Consider the following 16,987-nt stretch of genomic DNA (forward strand, 5'->3'; position numbering starts at 1 on the left):
TCGGGATTTTGCCTCCGGCGAAGCTCATCGAGGTCGCGCCGTGACCAGACTGGAAGACATCAAGAACGGTGCCTCCGTTGCGGGCGTCGTTCCGAATCAGACGGTTGAAGCGGTTTCGGTCGAATGGATCGGGGATCAAGCGATCAACCTCGTGTACCGAATTCCGGGTGGCAGCGTTTCGGAGACGACGCTCTATCGCGATGACGAGCATCGTCTCGCCGTCGAGCAGCCAGGCCGGGCATGGTCTTTCGATGCAGACGCGAGTCTTCTGCGGCTGGTCACCGAAGCGAACCGGATCAAGCTCGCACACTACTTTGATCCGTATCTGGCGATCCACACGAGCCTCGTCGACCCGCTTCCGCATCAGATCACGGCCGTCTACGGCGAAATGCTGCCGCGGCAGCCGCTTCGCTTCCTGCTTGCCGACGATCCGGGAGCCGGCAAGACCATCATGGCGGGCCTCCTGATCAAGGAGCTGATCGCGCGCAGCGATCTCGAGCGCTGTCTGGTCGTCGCGCCCGGCAGCCTAGTCGAGCAATGGCAGGACGAACTGGGAGAGAAATTCTCGCTCGAGTTCGACATTCTTTCTCGCGAGATGATCGAGACTTCGCGTTCGGGCAACGTCTTCAATGACCGCAACCGGCTGATCGCTCGCCTCGATGTTCTCGCGCGGAACGAGGATCTCCAGCAGAAGCTCGCGTCCTCCACGGAATGGGATCTGATAATCTGTGACGAAGCTCACCGTATGTCGGCAAGCTACTTTGGCGGCGACGTCAAGTACACCAAGCGATACCAGCTGGGCCAGCAGCTCGGCCGGGTCTGTCGCCACCTGCTACTGATGTCCGCTACGCCGCACAACGGCAAGGAGGAGGACTTCCAGCTTTTCATGGCGCTGCTGGATGGCGACCGCTTCGAAGGTCGCTTCCGTGACGGCGTGCATTACGCCGACAGTGCCGACATGATGCGCCGCCTGACAAAGGAAGAGCTGCTGAAATTTGACGGCAGGCCGCTGTTTCCTGAACGTCGGGCGTACACGGTGAAATACGACCTCTCGCCCGAAGAGGCAGCGCTCTACAGCGCAGTCACGGAGTACGTTCGGACGGAAATGAACCGCGTGCAGAGGTTCGCGGAGCAAGATGGCAAGAAACGGAATAATGTCGGCTTCGCGCTTCAGATCCTGCAGCGTCGTCTCGCCTCGTCGCCTGCCGCAATCTACCAGTCCCTGAAGCGCAGACGAGAGAGATTGGAAGCTGAGCTGGCCGAAGCCAGGCTGGCTCGCAAGGGTGGCCGCGCCGATTTCCACGAGCCGAGCGTCCCGGACGAAGTGCTCAAGAACATCGACGAGTATGGCCAGGACGAGGTCGATGAGCTCGAGGATCTGATCTCGACAGGCGCAACGACCGCAGAAACGGTCGAGCAACTCGAGATCGAGGTCCAGACCCTCAAGGGACTGGAGATCATGGCGCTCGACGTCCTTCGCTCGGGCAAGGATACCAAGTGGACCCAGCTCGATCGCATCCTCGACGATGAGCTAATGGTCGACAGCGACGGAAACCGCCGCAAACTGATCATCTTCACCGAGCCCAAGGATACCTTGCACTACCTGCTGGAAAAGGTGCGCGCGCGCCTTGGAAAGCCGGGAGCCGTCGAAGTCATCCATGGCGGCGTCACCCGGGAGGAGAGGCGCAAGGTCGTCGAACGCTTCATGCAGGATCGGGACATGCTGGTCCTGATCGCGAACGATGCGGCTGGCGAAGGCGTGAACCTTCAGCGCGGCCACCTGATGGTCAACTACGACCTGCCCTGGAACCCGAACAAGATCGAGCAACGGTTCGGCCGCATTCACCGGATCGGTCAGACCGAGGTCTGCCATCTCTGGAACCTTGTCGCCGCTGATACCCGTGAAGGCGAGGTCTATGCTCGTCTCCTCGAGAAACTTGAGGCGGCGCGGGAAGCCCTCGGCGGCCGCGTCTACGACGTGCTGGGCGAGCTGTTCGAAGGAACGGCGCTGCGCGATCTGCTGGTGGAAGCCATCCAGTACGGCGAGCAGGAGGACGTGAAGGCGAGGCTGTTTCAGGCGGTTGACGGCGCTGTCGATCAGCAACACCTCCTCCAGCTTCTGGAGCGCCGAGCGCTCACGAACGACACCATGCCCGCCGCCCGCGTGCACGAGCTGCGGATCGAGATGGAGCGGGCCGAGGCGCAGCGTCTCCAGCCGCATCACATCCAGAGCTTCTTCGTCGAGGCGTTCAAGCACCTCGGTGGCCAGATCAAGCGTCGTGAGGAAGGCCGATGGGAGATCACCCACGTCCCGCTCAGCATCCGCGAGCGGGATCGCCAGGTCGGCACTGGCGCGCCGATCCAGAAGAAGTATGAACGGATCTGCTTCGAGAAGAACAAGATCAACCAGCAACCCGTCGCGGCCTTTGTCTGCCCGGGCCATCCGCTGTTGGATGCGGTGATCAGCCTCGTGCGAGAGCAATACGATCACCTCATGAAGCGCGGGGCCATCCTCGTCGACGACACGGATCCGGGCGAGGAGATCGCTGCAATTTTTCTCTTGGAGCACAGCGTTCAGGACGGCCGACCCACGGCCGCTGGCAGGTCCCACATCGTCTCTGAACGTCTCCAGTTCGCCGCGATCGACCGGAACGGCGCCGCGACCAACGCCGGCATCGCACCCCACCTGAACCTGCGCCCGGCGCGCCCCGAAGAAGTCGCGCGCGTCGAGGATCTGCTGCAGGCTGACTGGCTGCGCACGGACCTCGAAAAGACCGCCGTCCGCTTCGCCACCGTCGAACTCGCCCAGAAGCACGTCGCGGAGGTCAAGGCGCGCCGCATCCCCGAGATCGACAAGGTCGAGCAGGAGGTGAAGGCGCGGCTCAAGAAGGAAATCAACTACTGGGACGCGCGCGCCTTCGAGTTGAAGGAGGAGGAGCGCGCCGGCAAGAAGACCCGCCTCAACTGGCAGAACGCGCAGCGACGGGCCGAGGAGCTGGCCGAGCGTCTGAAGCGCCGTTTGGAAGCGCTCGACCAGGAACGCTTCATCTCTGCCCAGCCTCCGCGCGTGCGCGGCGGCATGGTCGTCATTCCGCGCGGCCTCCTGATTTCCCGCGCGCCTGCAGACGAACTCGCGGCGACCGCGAACGGATTTTCCGAGGATCCGGTCGCCCGGCGCAAGATCGAGATCGCGGCGATGGACGCGGTCATGGCGGTCGAGCGCGGGTTGGGGAACGCACCCACCGACGTCTCCGCGCAGAAGGTCGGCTACGACATCGCCTCCTACGACCCCAGGGCGGACCATCTGCGCTTCATCGAGGTCAAGGGCCGCATCGACGGCGCCGACACTGTGATGATCACGCGGCAGGAGGTCATCACATCGCTGCACGAACCCGACAAGTTCATTCTGGCCGTCGTCCAGGTCGAGAACGGCTTCGCCACTGCGCCGCGCTATGTCCGCGGCGCGCTCGACACGCGCGAGCCGCCCTTCGAGCACAACGCCATTCAGTTCAGCATCAAGAGCCTGCTTGAGCGGGCGGAAACGCCGACATGATCAAGGGGAGAAGCCAATGCCGACCAAGAAGATGACGGCCAAGCGAGCCGCATTGCTCGCAGAACTGGAATACTTGATCGGAAGCGAATGCTACAACGGAAGCATTCAGAATTGGGGCCCGAACGGAACTCAATACTCGTCGGGCAGAGAGTTTCGCTATCCTCTGACGGTGGTCGATGAAGGTGGCGATAAGACCAAGTACCGCTACAAGGCCGATTCCAGCGATGCAATCCAACTCAGCTCCGGTCACTACGCTTTCGGCGCCAACCGGCTTCATGTAGTCGAGGGATTGAACAAGGTGCTCGACTACCTCGAATCCAACCACGGATTGAAGCTGTAGCATCTGCGACCGAAATTCCCGGCTGTTCACGAACTCCCGCGGCGGTACCCGAAGGCACATTATGACCAACTACAAGAAGAAACTCATCGAAGTCGCCATTCCGCTCGAAGCGATCAATGCGGCGTCGGCGCGGGAGAAGTCGATCCGGCATGGGCATCCCTCCACCCTGCACCTTTGGTGGGCGCGTCGGCCGTTGGCGGCGTGTCGGGCGGTGCTGTTTGCGCAGCTGGTGGACGATCCCTCGTCCTGCGTCGATGAGCTGATGGCCGATCCGAAACTGCGCGCGCGGGCCGAGGCGGAGCTGCCCGGGCGGGTGGCGGCGTGGGAGAAGAGCAAGGCAGCGGCCAAGAGGGCGGCGGCGAATGCGCCGGAGCCGACACTGGAGGATGTGGCGGTCGAGATCGAGCGCAAGCGGCTGTTTGCGATCATCGAGGACCTGGTGAAGTGGGAGAACTCGACCAACGAAGAGGTGCTGGAACGCGCGCGGGCCGAGATCCGGCGCAGCTGCGGCGGCGTGCTGCCCCCGGTCTATGACCCGTTTTCGGGCGGCGGGTCGATCCCGCTCGAGGCGCAGCGGCTGGGCCTGCCCGCCTATGGGTCCGACCTGAACCCGGTGGCGGTGATGATCGGCAAGGCGATGATCGAGATCCCGCCCAAGTTCAAGGACATGCCCCCCATCCACCCCGGCATCAAGGAGCGGTCGTTCTACCGCAACGCCGAAGGGCTGGCCGAGGATGTGAAATACTACGGCGCTTGGATGCGGAAGAAAGCGAAGGAGCGCATCGAGTCCTACTACCCACAGGTGGACGTGCCGAAATCTCTCGGAGGTGGAAAAGCGACAGTAGTTGCATGGATTTGGTCAAGGACGGTTCCAAGTCCAGACCCGGCCTTCGGTGACGTTCAGGTGCCAATTGCTTCAAGCTTCCTCTTGAGCTCCAAAGCGGGTGAAGAGACTTGGGTCCAACCAGTTGTCAACAAGGCTGAACGAACCATCAAGTATGTTATTCGCAAAGGTGGTACAAAAGCGGAGATAGCAACCGCCAAGGGGGGCACAAAACTCCAGCGTGCCAATTTCAAATGCCTCATGTCGGATACTGCAATCACGGCAGACTATGTGAAAAGCGCTGGCAAGGCAGGGAAGATGGGCCAGGCCCTCCTAGCAATTATTGCAGAACGAAAAGGCGGACGAATCTACGTTGAACCCAACGATGAACATATAAACCGAGCATTCGCCCCTGAAATCGTTGAAGTCGCACGAGAGTGCAGAGAGACTTTCCTCTACGGCGAGACTCCAGAACGTCTTACAGGCGGTACTTGCCACGGATATGGCTTGGACCAGTGGGGCAAGCTGTTTACTGACCGCCAGATTTTTGGGCTTAGTGCTTTCAGCGATTTGGTTCACGAGGCTAGAGAGAAGATTGAAGCAGACGCGCTTGCATCAGGCAAGCAGGCTGATGGGGTGCAACTGCAGCACGGTGGAGTTGGTGCAAAGGCATATGCCGAGGCAATCAGCGTATACTTGGCTTTCGCAATAGATCGGATGGCAGACGCCGGGAGTACAATTGCGACCTGGGCGCACAGCGGTTTCATTCGGTTCACCTTCGCGCGGCAGGCTATCCCGATGACGTGGGACTTTGCTGAGTGCAATTTTCTTAGTGATAGCACTGGGAATTTCGGAGGTGCTATCGAGTGGATTTTCAAGGCAATATCCGAGTTTCAGCCCAGAAATACTGGTTCGCTGCGGCAACAGGATGCTCAACAGGTAGTTTTGCCGGAGGGCGCGGTCATTTCAACCGACCCTCCTTATTATGATAATATCGCATATGCAGACCTCTCTGATTTTTTCTACGTTTGGCTTCGCAGGGCGACTAAGTCCGTATTCCCAGAGTTGACCGCCGTGCTTGCTGTCCCCAAGACTGAAGAGCTTGTTGCTGTGGCCTACCGCCATGGCAGCAAAATCGAAGCGGAAGATTTCTTTCTGTCGGGTATGACGCAAGCAATAACGAGTCTTGCACGCCAATCCTCGCCAGACTTACCCGCAACGATCTACTATGCCTTCAAGCAGAGCGAGGTCGAACAAGAAGGCCTCAGCTCAACCGGATGGGCAACATTCCTCCAAGCGGTTATCAATTCTGGATACATTATCGTCGGCACTTGGCCTGTTCGTACCGAGCGAGCAGCCCGAACCGTTGCCTCTGGCACCAACGCCCTCGCCAACTCGGTTGTCCTTGTTTGCCGCAAGAAGGACGCCACGGCCGAAACCATCACCCGCGCCGAGTTCATCCGCACGCTCAAGCGTGAACTGCCTCCGGCCATCGCCGAACTTCAGGCCGCCAACATTGCCCCGGCGGACATGCCACAATCTGCTATCGGCCCCGGCATGGGCGTCTTCTCACGCTACAAGGCCGTGCTCGAGGCCGACGACAGCGCGATGACTGTCAAGACTGCGCTGCAGCTGATCAATGCCGAGCTCGACGAGTATCTCGGCGGCATCCAGGGCGAGTTCGACGCCGACACCCGTTTCGCAATCACCTGGTTCGAACAGAACGGCATGGGCAAGGGCGACTATGGCGTGGCCGACAACCTCGCCCGCGCCCGCGGCATCTCGGTCGACAGCGTGAAGCATGCCGGGATCGTCGAAAGTGCTGCGGGCAAGGTGCGGCTGCTGAAACGCGATGAGCTCGACCCCGATTGGGCGCCCGAGGAGGATGGGCATCTGACCATCTGGGAATGCCTGCAGCACCTCGTGCGCCTGCACGAGCGGACGGGCCTGTCGCACGACAGCGCCGCACTGCTCAAGCGCTTCGGGCCACAGGCAGAGGCGGTGAAGGATCTGGCCTATTGCCTCTACGACATCGCCGCCAACAAGCGGCGCGAGGCGTCCGAGGCCACGGTCTACAACGCCCTGATCGCCGACTGGTCCGAGCTGAGCCAGATGGCCGCCACGGTTTCGCTTGAAGGGCGGAACCGGCAAACGCGATTTGAACTGTAAGGATTCCCTCGATGGCCAAATCCACCCGTCAGCATGTGTTCGAGGGCATGGAGCTTCTGCCCGAGGCGTTGATCCCCTTCGTCGAGAAGCGTCTGGAAAGCTCGCTGCAGGGCCATTGGCAGGTGCAGGTGGTCGAGCGCGTCCGCGGCTTGCGGCCCAACGGCAACGGCCAGGTGAACTGGGACCAGCAGGGCCTGCTGCAGGTCATGATGGCCTTCTGGAAGGAGGCCTTCGCAATGGTGCTGGGGCATCCGGAACGATCCTACGTGTCCGAGCTGCTCGACGTGCGCAACAAGCTCTCGCACAACGAGGCCTTCACCTATGACGACGCCGAGCGCGCGCTCGACACGATGCGGCGGCTGCTGGAATCGGTCAGCGCCAAGGAGACCGCCGAAAAGATCAGCGCGTCGCGCGATACGATCCTGCGCACGAAATATGCCGAGCTGGCCCGGAACGAGGAGCGGCGCAGGACGCAACGCTCCGACATCTCGGTCGACACGGTAGCGGGGCTGATGCCGTGGCGCGAGGTGGTTGAGCCGCACCAGGACGTGGCCACCGGAGAGTTCCAGCAGGCCGAGTTCGCCGCCGACCTAGCGAAGGTCCACAACGGCAGCGCGCCGTCGGAATACCGCAACCCGCGCGAGTTCTTCGCACGCACCTATCTGACCGAGGGGCTCAGCACGCTGCTGGTCGGTGCGGCCAAGCGGCTGGGCGCCGGAGGCGGCGATCCGGTCGTCGAGCTGCAGACGAACTTCGGCGGCGGCAAGACGCACTCGATGCTGGCGCTCTACCACATGGTGAGCGGCACGCTGGTAGAAGATCTGCCGGGGCTCGACCAGCTTCTGTCGCGGAGCGGGTTGACGGTGCCAGGCAAGATCAACCGCGCGGTGCTCGTGGGCACCTCGCGCGGGCCGCAGGACGTGATCTCGCTGGAGGGCGGCCGGAAGATCCGCACGACCTGGGGCGAGCTGGCGTGGCAGCTGGGCGGCGCCGAGGCGTTCGAGATGCTGGCCGAGAACGACGATCGCGGGATCGCGCCGGGATCGAACTTGCTGGAGGCGCTGTTCAAGAAGTATTCGCCGGCGCTGATCCTGATCGATGAATGGGTCGCCTACCTGCGCCAGATCTACAAGGTGGAAGGGCTGCCGTCGGGGTCGTTCGACGCGAACCTGTCCTTCGTGCAGTCCCTGACCGAGGCCGTGAAGGCCAGCCCCGGCGTTCTGCTGGTGGCCTCGCTGCCCGCCTCTCAGATCGAGGTCGGCGGCGAAGGTGGTCAGGAGGCGCTGGCACGGCTCAAGCAGACCTTCAGCCGCGTGGAGTCGTCGTGGCGCCCTGCCAGCCAGGAGGAAAGCTACGAGATCGTCCGTCGCCGCCTGTTCAAGGAGATCCCCGGCGACAAGTTCCATCACCGCGACAACACGTTGAAGCAGTTCGCCAAGCTCTACCGGGAGAATGCGAACGACTTCCCGAACGGCTGCTCCGATGAGGATTATCGGCGGAAGCTGGAGAAGGCCTATCCGATCCATCCGGAGCTGTTCGACCAGCTCTATACCAGCTGGGGCTCGCTCGAGAAATTCCAACGCACGCGCGGCGTGCTGCGCCTGATGGCGCAGGTGATACACGAACTGTGGATGGGCAACGATCCCTCGGTGATGATCATGCCCGGCAGTGTCGCGATCAGCTCGGCGCGGGTCGAGCCGGAGCTGCTGCACTACCTCGACTCCAGCTGGCAATCGATCATCGCAGGTGACGTCGATGGCGTGACGTCGACGCCGTACAAGATCGATCAGTCAGCCCCCAACCTGAACCGGTACTCCGCGACCCGTCGCGTTGCACGGGCGGTCTTCATGGGAACAGCGCCAACGCACGGTCAGGAGAACAAGGGGCTCGACGACAAGCAGATCAACCTTGGCGTCGTCCAACCCGGCGAACGTCCGGCGATCTTTGGCGACGCCCTGCGCCGCCTCGCAAACCAGGCCAAGTTCATGCACAGCGACCTTGGCCGATACTGGTACTCGATGTCGGCCAGCCTCAACAGACTGGCCGCCGACCGCGCCGCTCAGTTCGAAGAAGCGCTGGTCCTTCATGAGATCGACAAGGCGCTCGGCGGCTACATCAACGGCGTTGCGGATCGCGGCCACTTCGACACCGTTCAGGTCGCCCCTGGCAGCTCGGCCGATATCCCCGACGAGCCCGGTGGTGTCCGCGCCGTGGTGCTCGGCGTCGCGCATCCTCACACCGGCCGGGACGGATCAGAGGCTCTGGCGGAAGCCAAAGACATCATGATGCAGCGAGGAAGCACGCCTCGCGTATACCGCAACATGCTGGTTTTTCTTGCCGCCGAACAGCGGCAGCTGGACAATCTGAAGGCGGCCCAGCGTGCGGCTCTGGCATGGGCTGAGATCGTTCGGGAGACCAAGCGTCTCAACCTGACGCAGAGCGACAGCGCTCTCGCCGAAGCCAAGCTGAAAGAGGCAAGCGAGACGCTGAAAACGCGGATGAAGGAAGCCTGGTGCTATCTGATCTACCCGGTCCAGGAGAGCGCCCAATCCGACGTAGAGTGGATGTCAGCCAAGGTTCCGGCGCAAGACGGGCTACTCGCTCGCGCCAGCAAGAAACTTGTCAGCGACCAGGGGATCTGGCCCGAGCTTGGCCCGGACAACCTGAATCGTCAGCTCGAGAAGTACATCTGGAATGGCAAACCGCATCTCCATCTCAAGGACCTGTGGGAGTACCTTAACCGCTACACCTATCTCCCCCGGGTGAAGAATAGAGCCGTTCTTTCGAAGGCTGTGCACGCGGCTGTCAGCGGCATGCTGCCGGGGCCCTTCGCCTATGCAGAACGTTGGGACGAGACGAAGGGGAGCTATGTCGGCCTGGCGATTTCCAGTGCCACGAGCGCTCAGGTCGTGATCGATTCTGAATCAGTGATCATCAAGCCGACTGTCGCAGAACAGTACCGGCAAAAGCAAACAGCTGCAGCACCCGCAGAGGGCCCGGCCCCTGCCGTAACCCATGGGCCAGACACGACAACGCAACCTGCTCCAGGAACGCCTGCCACTGCCCCAACCGAACAAAAGCCTACCCGTTTCCACGGGACGGTGATGATTTCGCCCGAGCGCCCTGCGCGCGACATTCACCAGATCGTGGAAGCCATCATCGAGCAGCTGACGACGTTGCCGGGTGCCGATGTTTCGATCAAGCTCGAGATCGATGCCGAGGTGTCCTCCGGTCTTGACCGAGCAAAGGTTAGGACGCTGGTTGAGAATGCGACGACGCTGGGCTTCATAGACAAGTTGGTGAAATGAAACCCGATCTTCGATCTTGCAGGCACAAAGCGACGAACTAATCTTAGCCGGTCTTGCAGCCCCAGAAGGACGTGTGATCGGCCGCGAAGTAGCCGTCCGCGACCCGGAAATACCCCTGCAGTTCGACGGTATCGCCCGCAGTCAGCGGGACCATCGTCTGCAGCCAGATGGCGGTGGCCAGCGAGACATGGGTGGCGGAGATCTCCCCGAGGGAGCCGCGGATTTCCGTCGCGCCGTTCAGGACGAGCCGCCCCCGCATGCGGGCGGTGGTGCTGGCATTGACCTTGTACATGAGCGTCGCGCCGAAGAGGTAGGTGCCGTCGACCGGCGCCACGAAGTGGTTGTTCGCGGCGTCGAAGGCCCCCTGGTCGTTGTAGTCGGTGTTGTTCAGCCCGATCTTCGTCCACGTCCCGACCCCGACGTAATTGTCGTAGTTCGTGTAAGCCTTGAACCGCGGCAGCCGGGGCTGATCGACGATGCCGTTGGCGTTGTCGACGCTCAGCCCATCGAAGAAGGTGCTGCCGTCGGCCGAGACCGCGAGGCGGAAGCGGTCCGAGCCGAAGAGGCCGACCAGCGCCTTGGTCACGAAACCGGTCTGCAGCGTCAGCCCGAGATCGTCGCCGGCCGCCTCCTTGTTCATGGTGTAGAACAGATCGCCGGTCCCGCCCTCGGCCACGGTCTTCGCCGTCCAGAGCGCGGCGTTGAGCTTGGCCGAGAACGGGTTCGAGGCGTCGGCCGTGGTGCCGACGCCGAGCAGCGCGATGTTCTGCAGCGCGGCCGGTGTGGTTCCGACCCAGCCCGCGCCATCGTAGACCAGCAGCAGGCTCTCGTCCTCGACCCAAGCCCGCCAGCCGGTCCGGGGCGGCAGGCGCAGCCAGGCGCCGTCCGTCCAGAGCGCCACGTTCAGGTCCCAGCCCGTCCAGTCGCCGGTAGCACCGGAGCCGACGATGTAACGGTCGCCATCAGTGGGGCTGGCGGGCGGCGCTGTCAGATCGCGGTCGAGCACGGAAAGCTGGACGAGCCCGTCGAGGATCCGCAGCGCCTCGTTGTGGGTGACGTGCTTCTGGGCCTGCGCCGCGAGGATGTAGGGCAACAGGAGGTGGGTCGTGGCGTCGGACATGGGATCGCCTTCAGAACAGGAGCGTGACGGTCTTGGGCGCGCCCCGCCCGACAAGGGCGGAGAGCTGGGAGATGCGGATATCGAGCGTGTCGCCGGGCCCGAGCGGCGCGCCCCAGTCGGCGGTCTGCTGGGCGGCGGTGTAGACGGCGCTGGGGGTGGCGGTGCTCAGCAGCCGCTTTACCGTTGCACCGTCGAGGATTTCGACCTCGTAGGCTTCCAGTTCCTCGGCCAGCGGCACCTCAACAGCGCCCCAGCTGTCGGCGGAAAGTGCGCGGGACCGGCGCGTCCAGCGGATGGTGAGATCGCCGGGGGTGCGCGGCGTGCGCCATGGCTGCTGGACATGGGCGACAGAGAAGGGTCGCAGTCCGACGCCCTCGGGCGTGAAGGCCTGCGCCACATAGGTCTCGTCGCTGACCGGGCGGCTCGCCGGGCCGATGCGCCAGTTCCACGGGATGCCGAGATCGGCCTCGGCGATGGGCAGCGAGGCGAGGCTGTCGTCGAGCACGACCACCCGCGCGCCAGCGGGCGCCGGGTTGCCCATCGCACTTTCGGTACCCCGCTGGCCACGCAAGAGCCGGGTGAGCTGATACCGGCCGGGCGCGAGCAGCTCCGCCGCGCCCGCCTGCAAGATCTCCCAGACGCCGGGCGCGCTCTCGATGGCCAGCGCGTTCGCCCCGCCGAACAGCGTCAGGTCCGTGACGCTCTCCAGCGTGCCGGTCAGCAGATCGACCACCAGCGCATTGCCGAGGTCGAAGCGCGATGTGGGCCCAGCGTAGAAGTCCGAGACCAGAGTCCCGATCCGGGCGCGGCTGCCGAATGTCGTCAGCAGCTCGAAGCCATCGGTCGAGGGGCTGCGGAACACCGCCATCTCGCCGGGCCAGGGAACCGCGTGCGCGGCGACCAGCGGCCGATGCGCGGGCTGGTCCTCGGTAAGCTGCGGCAGGTCCATCAGCACCGCATCCGGCGCACCGAACACCACGGCCCGCGTCAATGACGCGGCGCGGGGATCGCCGGGCGGCAGGTCGTAGGTCGTTCGGTCCTGGCGGACCGCCTCGATGCCGCGCGCCTCGGCGTCGGCGATGGAGACGAGCCGCAGATCGGCCAGCCGCCCGTCATGGGAGAGCCGGATCGCGTCAGCCGGATCAAGGGCGAGGCGCGAGGGCGGCAATCGAAACGCCGCGGTCTCGCGCCCCAGCCACGCCTCCATCAGCGCGCGGCGGCAGCGGCGCTCTGCCTCTTCTGGCGGCACCGCCATCGGGAAGGACTCGGACGCGATGCGCGTCGTGTCCACGGTGATGCGCCGCGCCTCGACGAGGGCCGCGTCGTAATCCTCGTCGGCACGGGCGACCTGCCACTTCAGCGCCTGCGGCAGTTCCGTCTCCTGACCGCGCGTGAGCTCGAGAATGTCCCCTTCACGACCGGCGACCAGATCGTCGGGCGCAAGGGTCGCGACAGAGGACCGGCCGCGCATGACGAAGCGGATCACGCCCTCGGTTTCCACCGCGTCGAAGCCGAAATGCCGCGACAGCGTGGTGATCGAGGCGCGCGGGCTTTCCAGCGCGGTGATGGCGTAGCCCTCGACCGCGCCCCAGAGGCCGGAGACGTCGATCCTCGACTCGGGCATCCCGGCCCGCAGGCAGAGGTGCCGGACCAGCGCCGCAAGCGACACCGCGCCGAGCCGCCCCGTCAGCCAGTGGCCGAGCCGCCAGTTCGCCCCGTCCGTCCAGACGTCGGTCAGCGCCGGGAAGAAGGGATAGGGCCGCGCGTCCCAGGTCCAGGCGGCGCATTCGGGCACATGCACCATCGGCCCGCCGTAGACCGAGGACAGCGGGTTGTTCGCCGCGTCGCCCCACCAGAGATACGTCGCCTCGAGATAGGCGCGCTGGATCGCGTCGTCGCGCCAGCCCCGCGAGAAATGCGGCGTGAAGCTCTCGGACGACTTCGGGTCGAAGAATACGTTGGGCTGGTTGGTGCCCCGGTCGATGGCCGGGCAGCCCAACTCGGTGAACCAGATCGGCTTCGACTGCGGCACCCACGCCGTCGGCGTCCCGCTCTCCACCCCACCCGGGCGGTCGTAATGCGGGTTCGACCACCAGGCGCGCAGGTCCTTGTAGCGGAAGACCCACGGCTTGGCCGCCGCGCCGTCTGTAATCGCGGTCCGGACCTGCGCGGTGCGATCCGCCGCGCTGGCATAGAACCAGTCGAAGCCTTCGCCGCCCGCGATGTTCCCCTGCAGGTATGCCCTGTCGTAGATCGCGGGCCAGCCCTCGGCCGCGTCGAGATGCTCGAAACCGTCGCGCCAGTCGGAGAGCGGCATGTAGTTGTCGATGCCGACGAAATCGATCTCCGGATCGGCCCAGAGCGGGTCGAGATGGAAGAACACGTCCCCCGAACCACCGCCCGGCTGGTGCCCGAAATACTCCGACCAGTCGGCGGCGTAACCGATCTTGGTGCCGGACCCGAGGATCGAGCGCACATCCGCGAGGAGGTCCCGATACGCCTGCACGGCGGGATAGGTGGCCGCGCCCGAGCGGATCGTCGTCAGCCCCGGCATCTCGGTGCCGATCAGGAAGGCGTCGACCCCGCCCGCCGCCGCGCAGAGATGGGCGTAGTGCAGCACCATACGCCGCAGGCCCCAGTCGCCGGATGGGCCAGTCCACGAAACCGACTGGCCAGCTACACTGAAGTTCGCAGGCGTCGCCGCGCCGAACAGCGCCGCGACCTGGCTTGCGGCCGTGGCGGTCTTGTCCACGGTCCCGGCGAAGCCTGCGGCGGGAGAACAGGTGATCCGCCCCCGCCACGGGAAGGCAGGTTGGCCCGTCTCCGCAGCGTTGTCGCTGTAGGGGTTCGGCAGCGTGTTGCCGGGCGGCACATCCATCAGGATGAACGGGTAGAAGGTGACCCGCAGCCCGCGGGCCTTCATCTCCTGGATCGCCTGCACCACGGCGAAGTCCGACGGCGTGCCGCCATAGACCGGGCGGTCCTGGTCGTCGCGACTGACGAGGAAGGCATCGGCGCGGCTCACGCCATTCACCGCCCAACTGGCGGGCGTGGTGGATTTGGCCGAGACCTCGACGCCCGGCCGCACCTTGCAGGAACCCGCGCGCAGATCGTCGCCGAACCAGGCGACGACGAGGCTTACGCTCTCGACCGCAGGCGCCATGGCCTGCAGCCGGTCGAGCGCCTCCACCATGTCGGTGGAGTCGGCCAGAGCGTTCAGGTTCTCGGGCACCGTCGTGCCGCCATCGGTCTTGCGGATCGCCTGCGTCGCGTAGGTGAACTCGCCCGAGGCCGGGATCATGGTGACGGCGCGGGTCAGCCCCTCGGCGGTGTCGGGATCGGCGAGTGGGCGGAACACCTCGAAGGAGAGTTGCGGCAGGCGGTTGCCGTAGGTCGAGAGCGCCAGTTCCTCGAAGACCACATAGGCCGTGCCGCGACAGGCGGGCGTGCTGGCCGCGCCCATCTTCGCCGCGATGAACGGGTCGGCGGTCTGCGACTCGTCGCCCGGATACCAGCGCCAGTTGACGCCGGAGAGGTCCATCGGCTTGCCGTCGGCCCAGATGCGCCCGATGCCGGTGATCGGCCCCTCGCAGAGCGCCACGGCGAAGGAGGCATAGTAGAGATACTCGGTCGTCTTGACCTTGCCGCCCCCGCCGCCCTTGCCGCCGCCCTGCGTGGTGGTCTTGGTCTCCTCGCGGAAATCCGTCGCCCAGATGATGTTGCCGCCCATCCGCATCCGGCCGTAGAGCCGCGGGATCACCGCGCCCTCGGTGGCAGAGGTGATGCGCAGCGTGTCGAGCCGCGCGCCCTCGATGCGCTGGGTGGGCGCCAGCGACGAGATGATCCAGCTGTCGACGACCGAGCCGATGGTGGAGCCGATGAAGCCGCCGATGGTCGCGGCGCTGACGCCGAGGATCGCGCCGCCGATGCTGCCGCCAATGGCGGCGCCGGCCGCGCCGAGAACGAGGGTGGCCATGGTCGGAACTCAGTGTTGCGGGAACAGGAAAGCGAAGGCGATGCGCCGCCGCCAGGATGGGGTGAGCGCCTCCTCGATCACGCCGAGCCGCTCATAGGCGTGGAGGAAGCTGTCGGGACCGGTGAGGATCCCGACATGCTTGGCGATGGCGCGTGGCTTCACGCGGAAGAGGACCAGCGCGCCGGGCCCGGCCTGGGAAGTCGGCACCTCGATCATCATGGCCCGGGCGCCCTCGGCCAGCACCTCGCGCGGGCCCGTCTCCCCCCAGTCGCGGCTGTAGGGCGGGATCGGGAAGGGTTCAGGGCCGACGACCTCGCGCCAGACGCCGCGCGCGAGGCCAAGGCAATCGCTGCCGACGCCCCGAAGGCTGGCCTGATCGTGGTACGGCGTGCCGAGCCAGGCCCGCGCGATGGCAATGACGCGCGCTGGGTTGGCCAATGCGAGGGGTTGCGTCACAGCACGCCGCCCTCGTGGCCGCCATCTTTGGTGGCATAGCGGAGAACGGCGTCCTGGCCGGGGATGTGCGGGAAGCCGCGGAAGTTGGCGGTGTTCGCGAACTTGGCCCCGCAGGTCTCCATGCGCTTGTCGCAGCCCGCGCGGATGGTGAAGCCGTCTCCCTCGGCGATCGCGCGCACCGGCGCCTCGAGCAGGGTCAGCACGGCGATGCCATCCGTGACGTCATGGCCCAAAACCTCGGTGCGCCGCCCCGCATTCGCGCCGCTCGTCCAGTCCAGCGTGCCGAAAGTGAACCAGCCCGCCTCGAAGCCGGAGAGACCGGAGGCGGTGAAGGCCCGGTCGCGCAAAATGTCGATCACCGCGCCCGTGCCCTTGAAGGCTGGATCCTCCAGATCTACGCCGCAGCGCGCGTCCCCGAGCGCGGCGTCACAGGTCGCCTGAAACGTCCGCCCCACCGTCTGGCCGAGGACATGGGCGAGCGAGCGCACCTCGGCGACGAAGGCCAACCGCCCGCGCCGGATCTGGCCGATGGCGCCGCGGCGCATCAGGACGCGCTGGCCGGTGTCCGCCCAGTTCACGCGCCAGACCTCGACCTCGGCGTTGTCCCAGCGACCGTCGAGGATGTCGGTCTCGGTGATCCGGTCCGAGGTCAGCACGCCCTCGGCGTCCTGCGCATCGACCGACAGGTCCGAGCCGGAACGGACCTCTGAGGCGGTCAGCCCGCTCTCGGGCTCGAAGTCGGTCCCATCGAAGCTAAGCGTCCGGTCGTGGTCGGTGAAACCGAAACTCACGCCATCGGCGCGGGCGATCCGCCAGCACCAGGCAAGCGTGGTCGTGCCCTCGTCGAGATGGGTCTGCAACGCGGGCGAGAGGGATTTCATCGGCAGGTTCCCGTCATGCGGTCGTCGAGATCGGCGATCCAGTTCGCCCAGTCCTGGGGCACGGCGGCGACAGTGTTGGGATTCGGCCGGGCGAGCCGCGCCTCGGCATAGGAGGCGCACCCGGCATCACCAGCGCCCATCGTTGCGGCGCAGCCGGTCAGCAGGATCGCCGGTGCCGCGGCCATCGCGAACCGCGTCGCGCCCCCTCTCGACACGCTTGTTCTTGTCTTCCATCGCATCGCGTTCCGCCTCCCGTTTGCCCACGCGCTCCCCTTCCACGCGGCCCCAGACCCGGCCGAGGACGACGCCCCCGACCGCGCCTAGAGCCGCGACCAGCCAGATCAGGAACTCAGCCACCGTC

10 protein-coding genes are annotated in these 16,987 nt (G+C 65.1%); 4 read left to right on the forward strand and 6 right to left on the reverse strand.

The features are described from left to right. Positions 1-40: 40 nt before the first annotated feature. From MAA8898_RS05745 to MAA8898_RS05760, 4 genes are all read left to right on the forward strand, one after another. Complete coding sequence (locus MAA8898_RS05745; RefSeq protein ID WP_094020049.1) at positions 41-3,553, forward strand: DUF8742 domain-containing protein; 3,513 nt, start codon at positions 41-43, stop codon at positions 3,551-3,553. A gap of 16 nt (positions 3,554-3,569) precedes the next feature. Next, entirely contained in the window at positions 3,570-3,893 is a 324-nt protein-coding gene (locus MAA8898_RS05750) for a hypothetical protein (protein WP_094020050.1), read from the forward strand. Positions 3,894-3,954: 61 nt separating this feature from the next. Next, positions 3,955-6,885, forward strand: coding sequence for a DUF1156 domain-containing protein (locus MAA8898_RS05755; protein WP_094020051.1), 2,931 nt, complete (start codon positions 3,955-3,957; stop codon positions 6,883-6,885). Between the two features lie 11 nt (positions 6,886-6,896). Then, entirely contained in the window at positions 6,897-10,193 is a 3,297-nt protein-coding gene (locus MAA8898_RS05760; protein ID WP_094020052.1) for a DUF499 family protein, read from the forward strand. Positions 10,194-10,236: 43 nt separating this feature from the next. Here MAA8898_RS05760 and MAA8898_RS05765 read toward each other — a convergent pair whose 3' ends face one another. From MAA8898_RS05765 to MAA8898_RS05785, 6 genes are read right to left on the reverse strand one after another with little or no spacing between them, the layout of a single operon-like run. Continuing rightward, positions 10,237-11,313 (reverse strand): DUF2793 domain-containing protein, encoded by a 1,077-nt coding sequence (locus MAA8898_RS05765; protein ID WP_094020053.1) that lies wholly within the window; start codon positions 11,311-11,313, stop codon positions 10,237-10,239. 10 nt (positions 11,314-11,323) lie between these two features. Further along, on the reverse strand, positions 11,324-15,289 hold the full coding sequence (locus MAA8898_RS05770; protein WP_094020054.1) for a baseplate multidomain protein megatron: 3,966 nt from the start codon (positions 15,287-15,289) through the stop codon (positions 11,324-11,326). 9 nt (positions 15,290-15,298) lie between these two features. Then, on the reverse strand, positions 15,299-15,745 hold the full coding sequence (locus tag MAA8898_RS05775) for an NlpC/P60 family protein (protein WP_094020055.1): 447 nt from the start codon (positions 15,743-15,745) through the stop codon (positions 15,299-15,301). After that, positions 15,742-16,626 carry a phage/gene transfer agent baseplate hub protein gene (locus tag MAA8898_RS05780; RefSeq protein ID WP_094020056.1) on the reverse strand — a complete coding sequence of 295 codons (885 nt, stop codon included), beginning with the start codon at positions 16,624-16,626 and terminating at the stop codon, positions 15,742-15,744. Before MAA8898_RS05780 ends, MAA8898_RS05775 begins: the two co-directional genes overlap by 4 nt. Next, the gene (locus MAA8898_RS26170) at positions 16,623-16,766 is read right to left on the reverse strand and encodes a hypothetical protein (protein ID WP_176445079.1); all 144 of its coding nucleotides are present in this window, start codon (positions 16,764-16,766) and stop codon (positions 16,623-16,625) included. The genes MAA8898_RS05780 and MAA8898_RS26170 overlap by 4 nt, the downstream gene beginning before the upstream one ends. Further along, a complete protein-coding gene (locus tag MAA8898_RS05785; RefSeq protein ID WP_094020057.1) occupies positions 16,753-16,983 on the reverse strand; it encodes a hypothetical protein in 231 nt (76 codons plus the stop codon). The genes MAA8898_RS26170 and MAA8898_RS05785 overlap by 14 nt, the downstream gene beginning before the upstream one ends. Positions 16,984-16,987: the final 4 nt, after the last annotated feature.

It is taken from the genome of Antarctobacter aquimaris (assembly GCF_900184945.1).
GTDB lineage: Bacteria > Pseudomonadota > Alphaproteobacteria > Rhodobacterales > Rhodobacteraceae > Maliponia > Maliponia aquimaris.

Coding starts and splice junctions, on each gene's coding strand:
- MAA8898_RS05750 (WP_094020050.1), top strand. CDS start 3,570: ATGCCGACCAAGAAGATGACGGCCAAGCGAGCCGCATTGCTCGCAGAA.
- MAA8898_RS05755 (WP_094020051.1), top strand. CDS start 3,955: ATGACCAACTACAAGAAGAAACTCATCGAAGTCGCCATTCCGCTCGAA.
- MAA8898_RS05760 (WP_094020052.1), top strand. CDS start 6,897: ATGGCCAAATCCACCCGTCAGCATGTGTTCGAGGGCATGGAGCTTCTG.
- MAA8898_RS05765 (WP_094020053.1), bottom strand. CDS start 11,313: ATGTCCGACGCCACGACCCACCTCCTGTTGCCCTACATCCTCGCGGCG.
- MAA8898_RS05770 (WP_094020054.1), bottom strand. CDS start 15,289: ATGGCCACCCTCGTTCTCGGCGCGGCCGGCGCCGCCATTGGCGGCAGC.
- MAA8898_RS05780 (WP_094020056.1), bottom strand. CDS start 16,626: ATGAAATCCCTCTCGCCCGCGTTGCAGACCCATCTCGACGAGGGCACG.
- MAA8898_RS26170 (WP_176445079.1), bottom strand. CDS start 16,766: ATGGGCGCTGGTGATGCCGGGTGCGCCTCCTATGCCGAGGCGCGGCTC.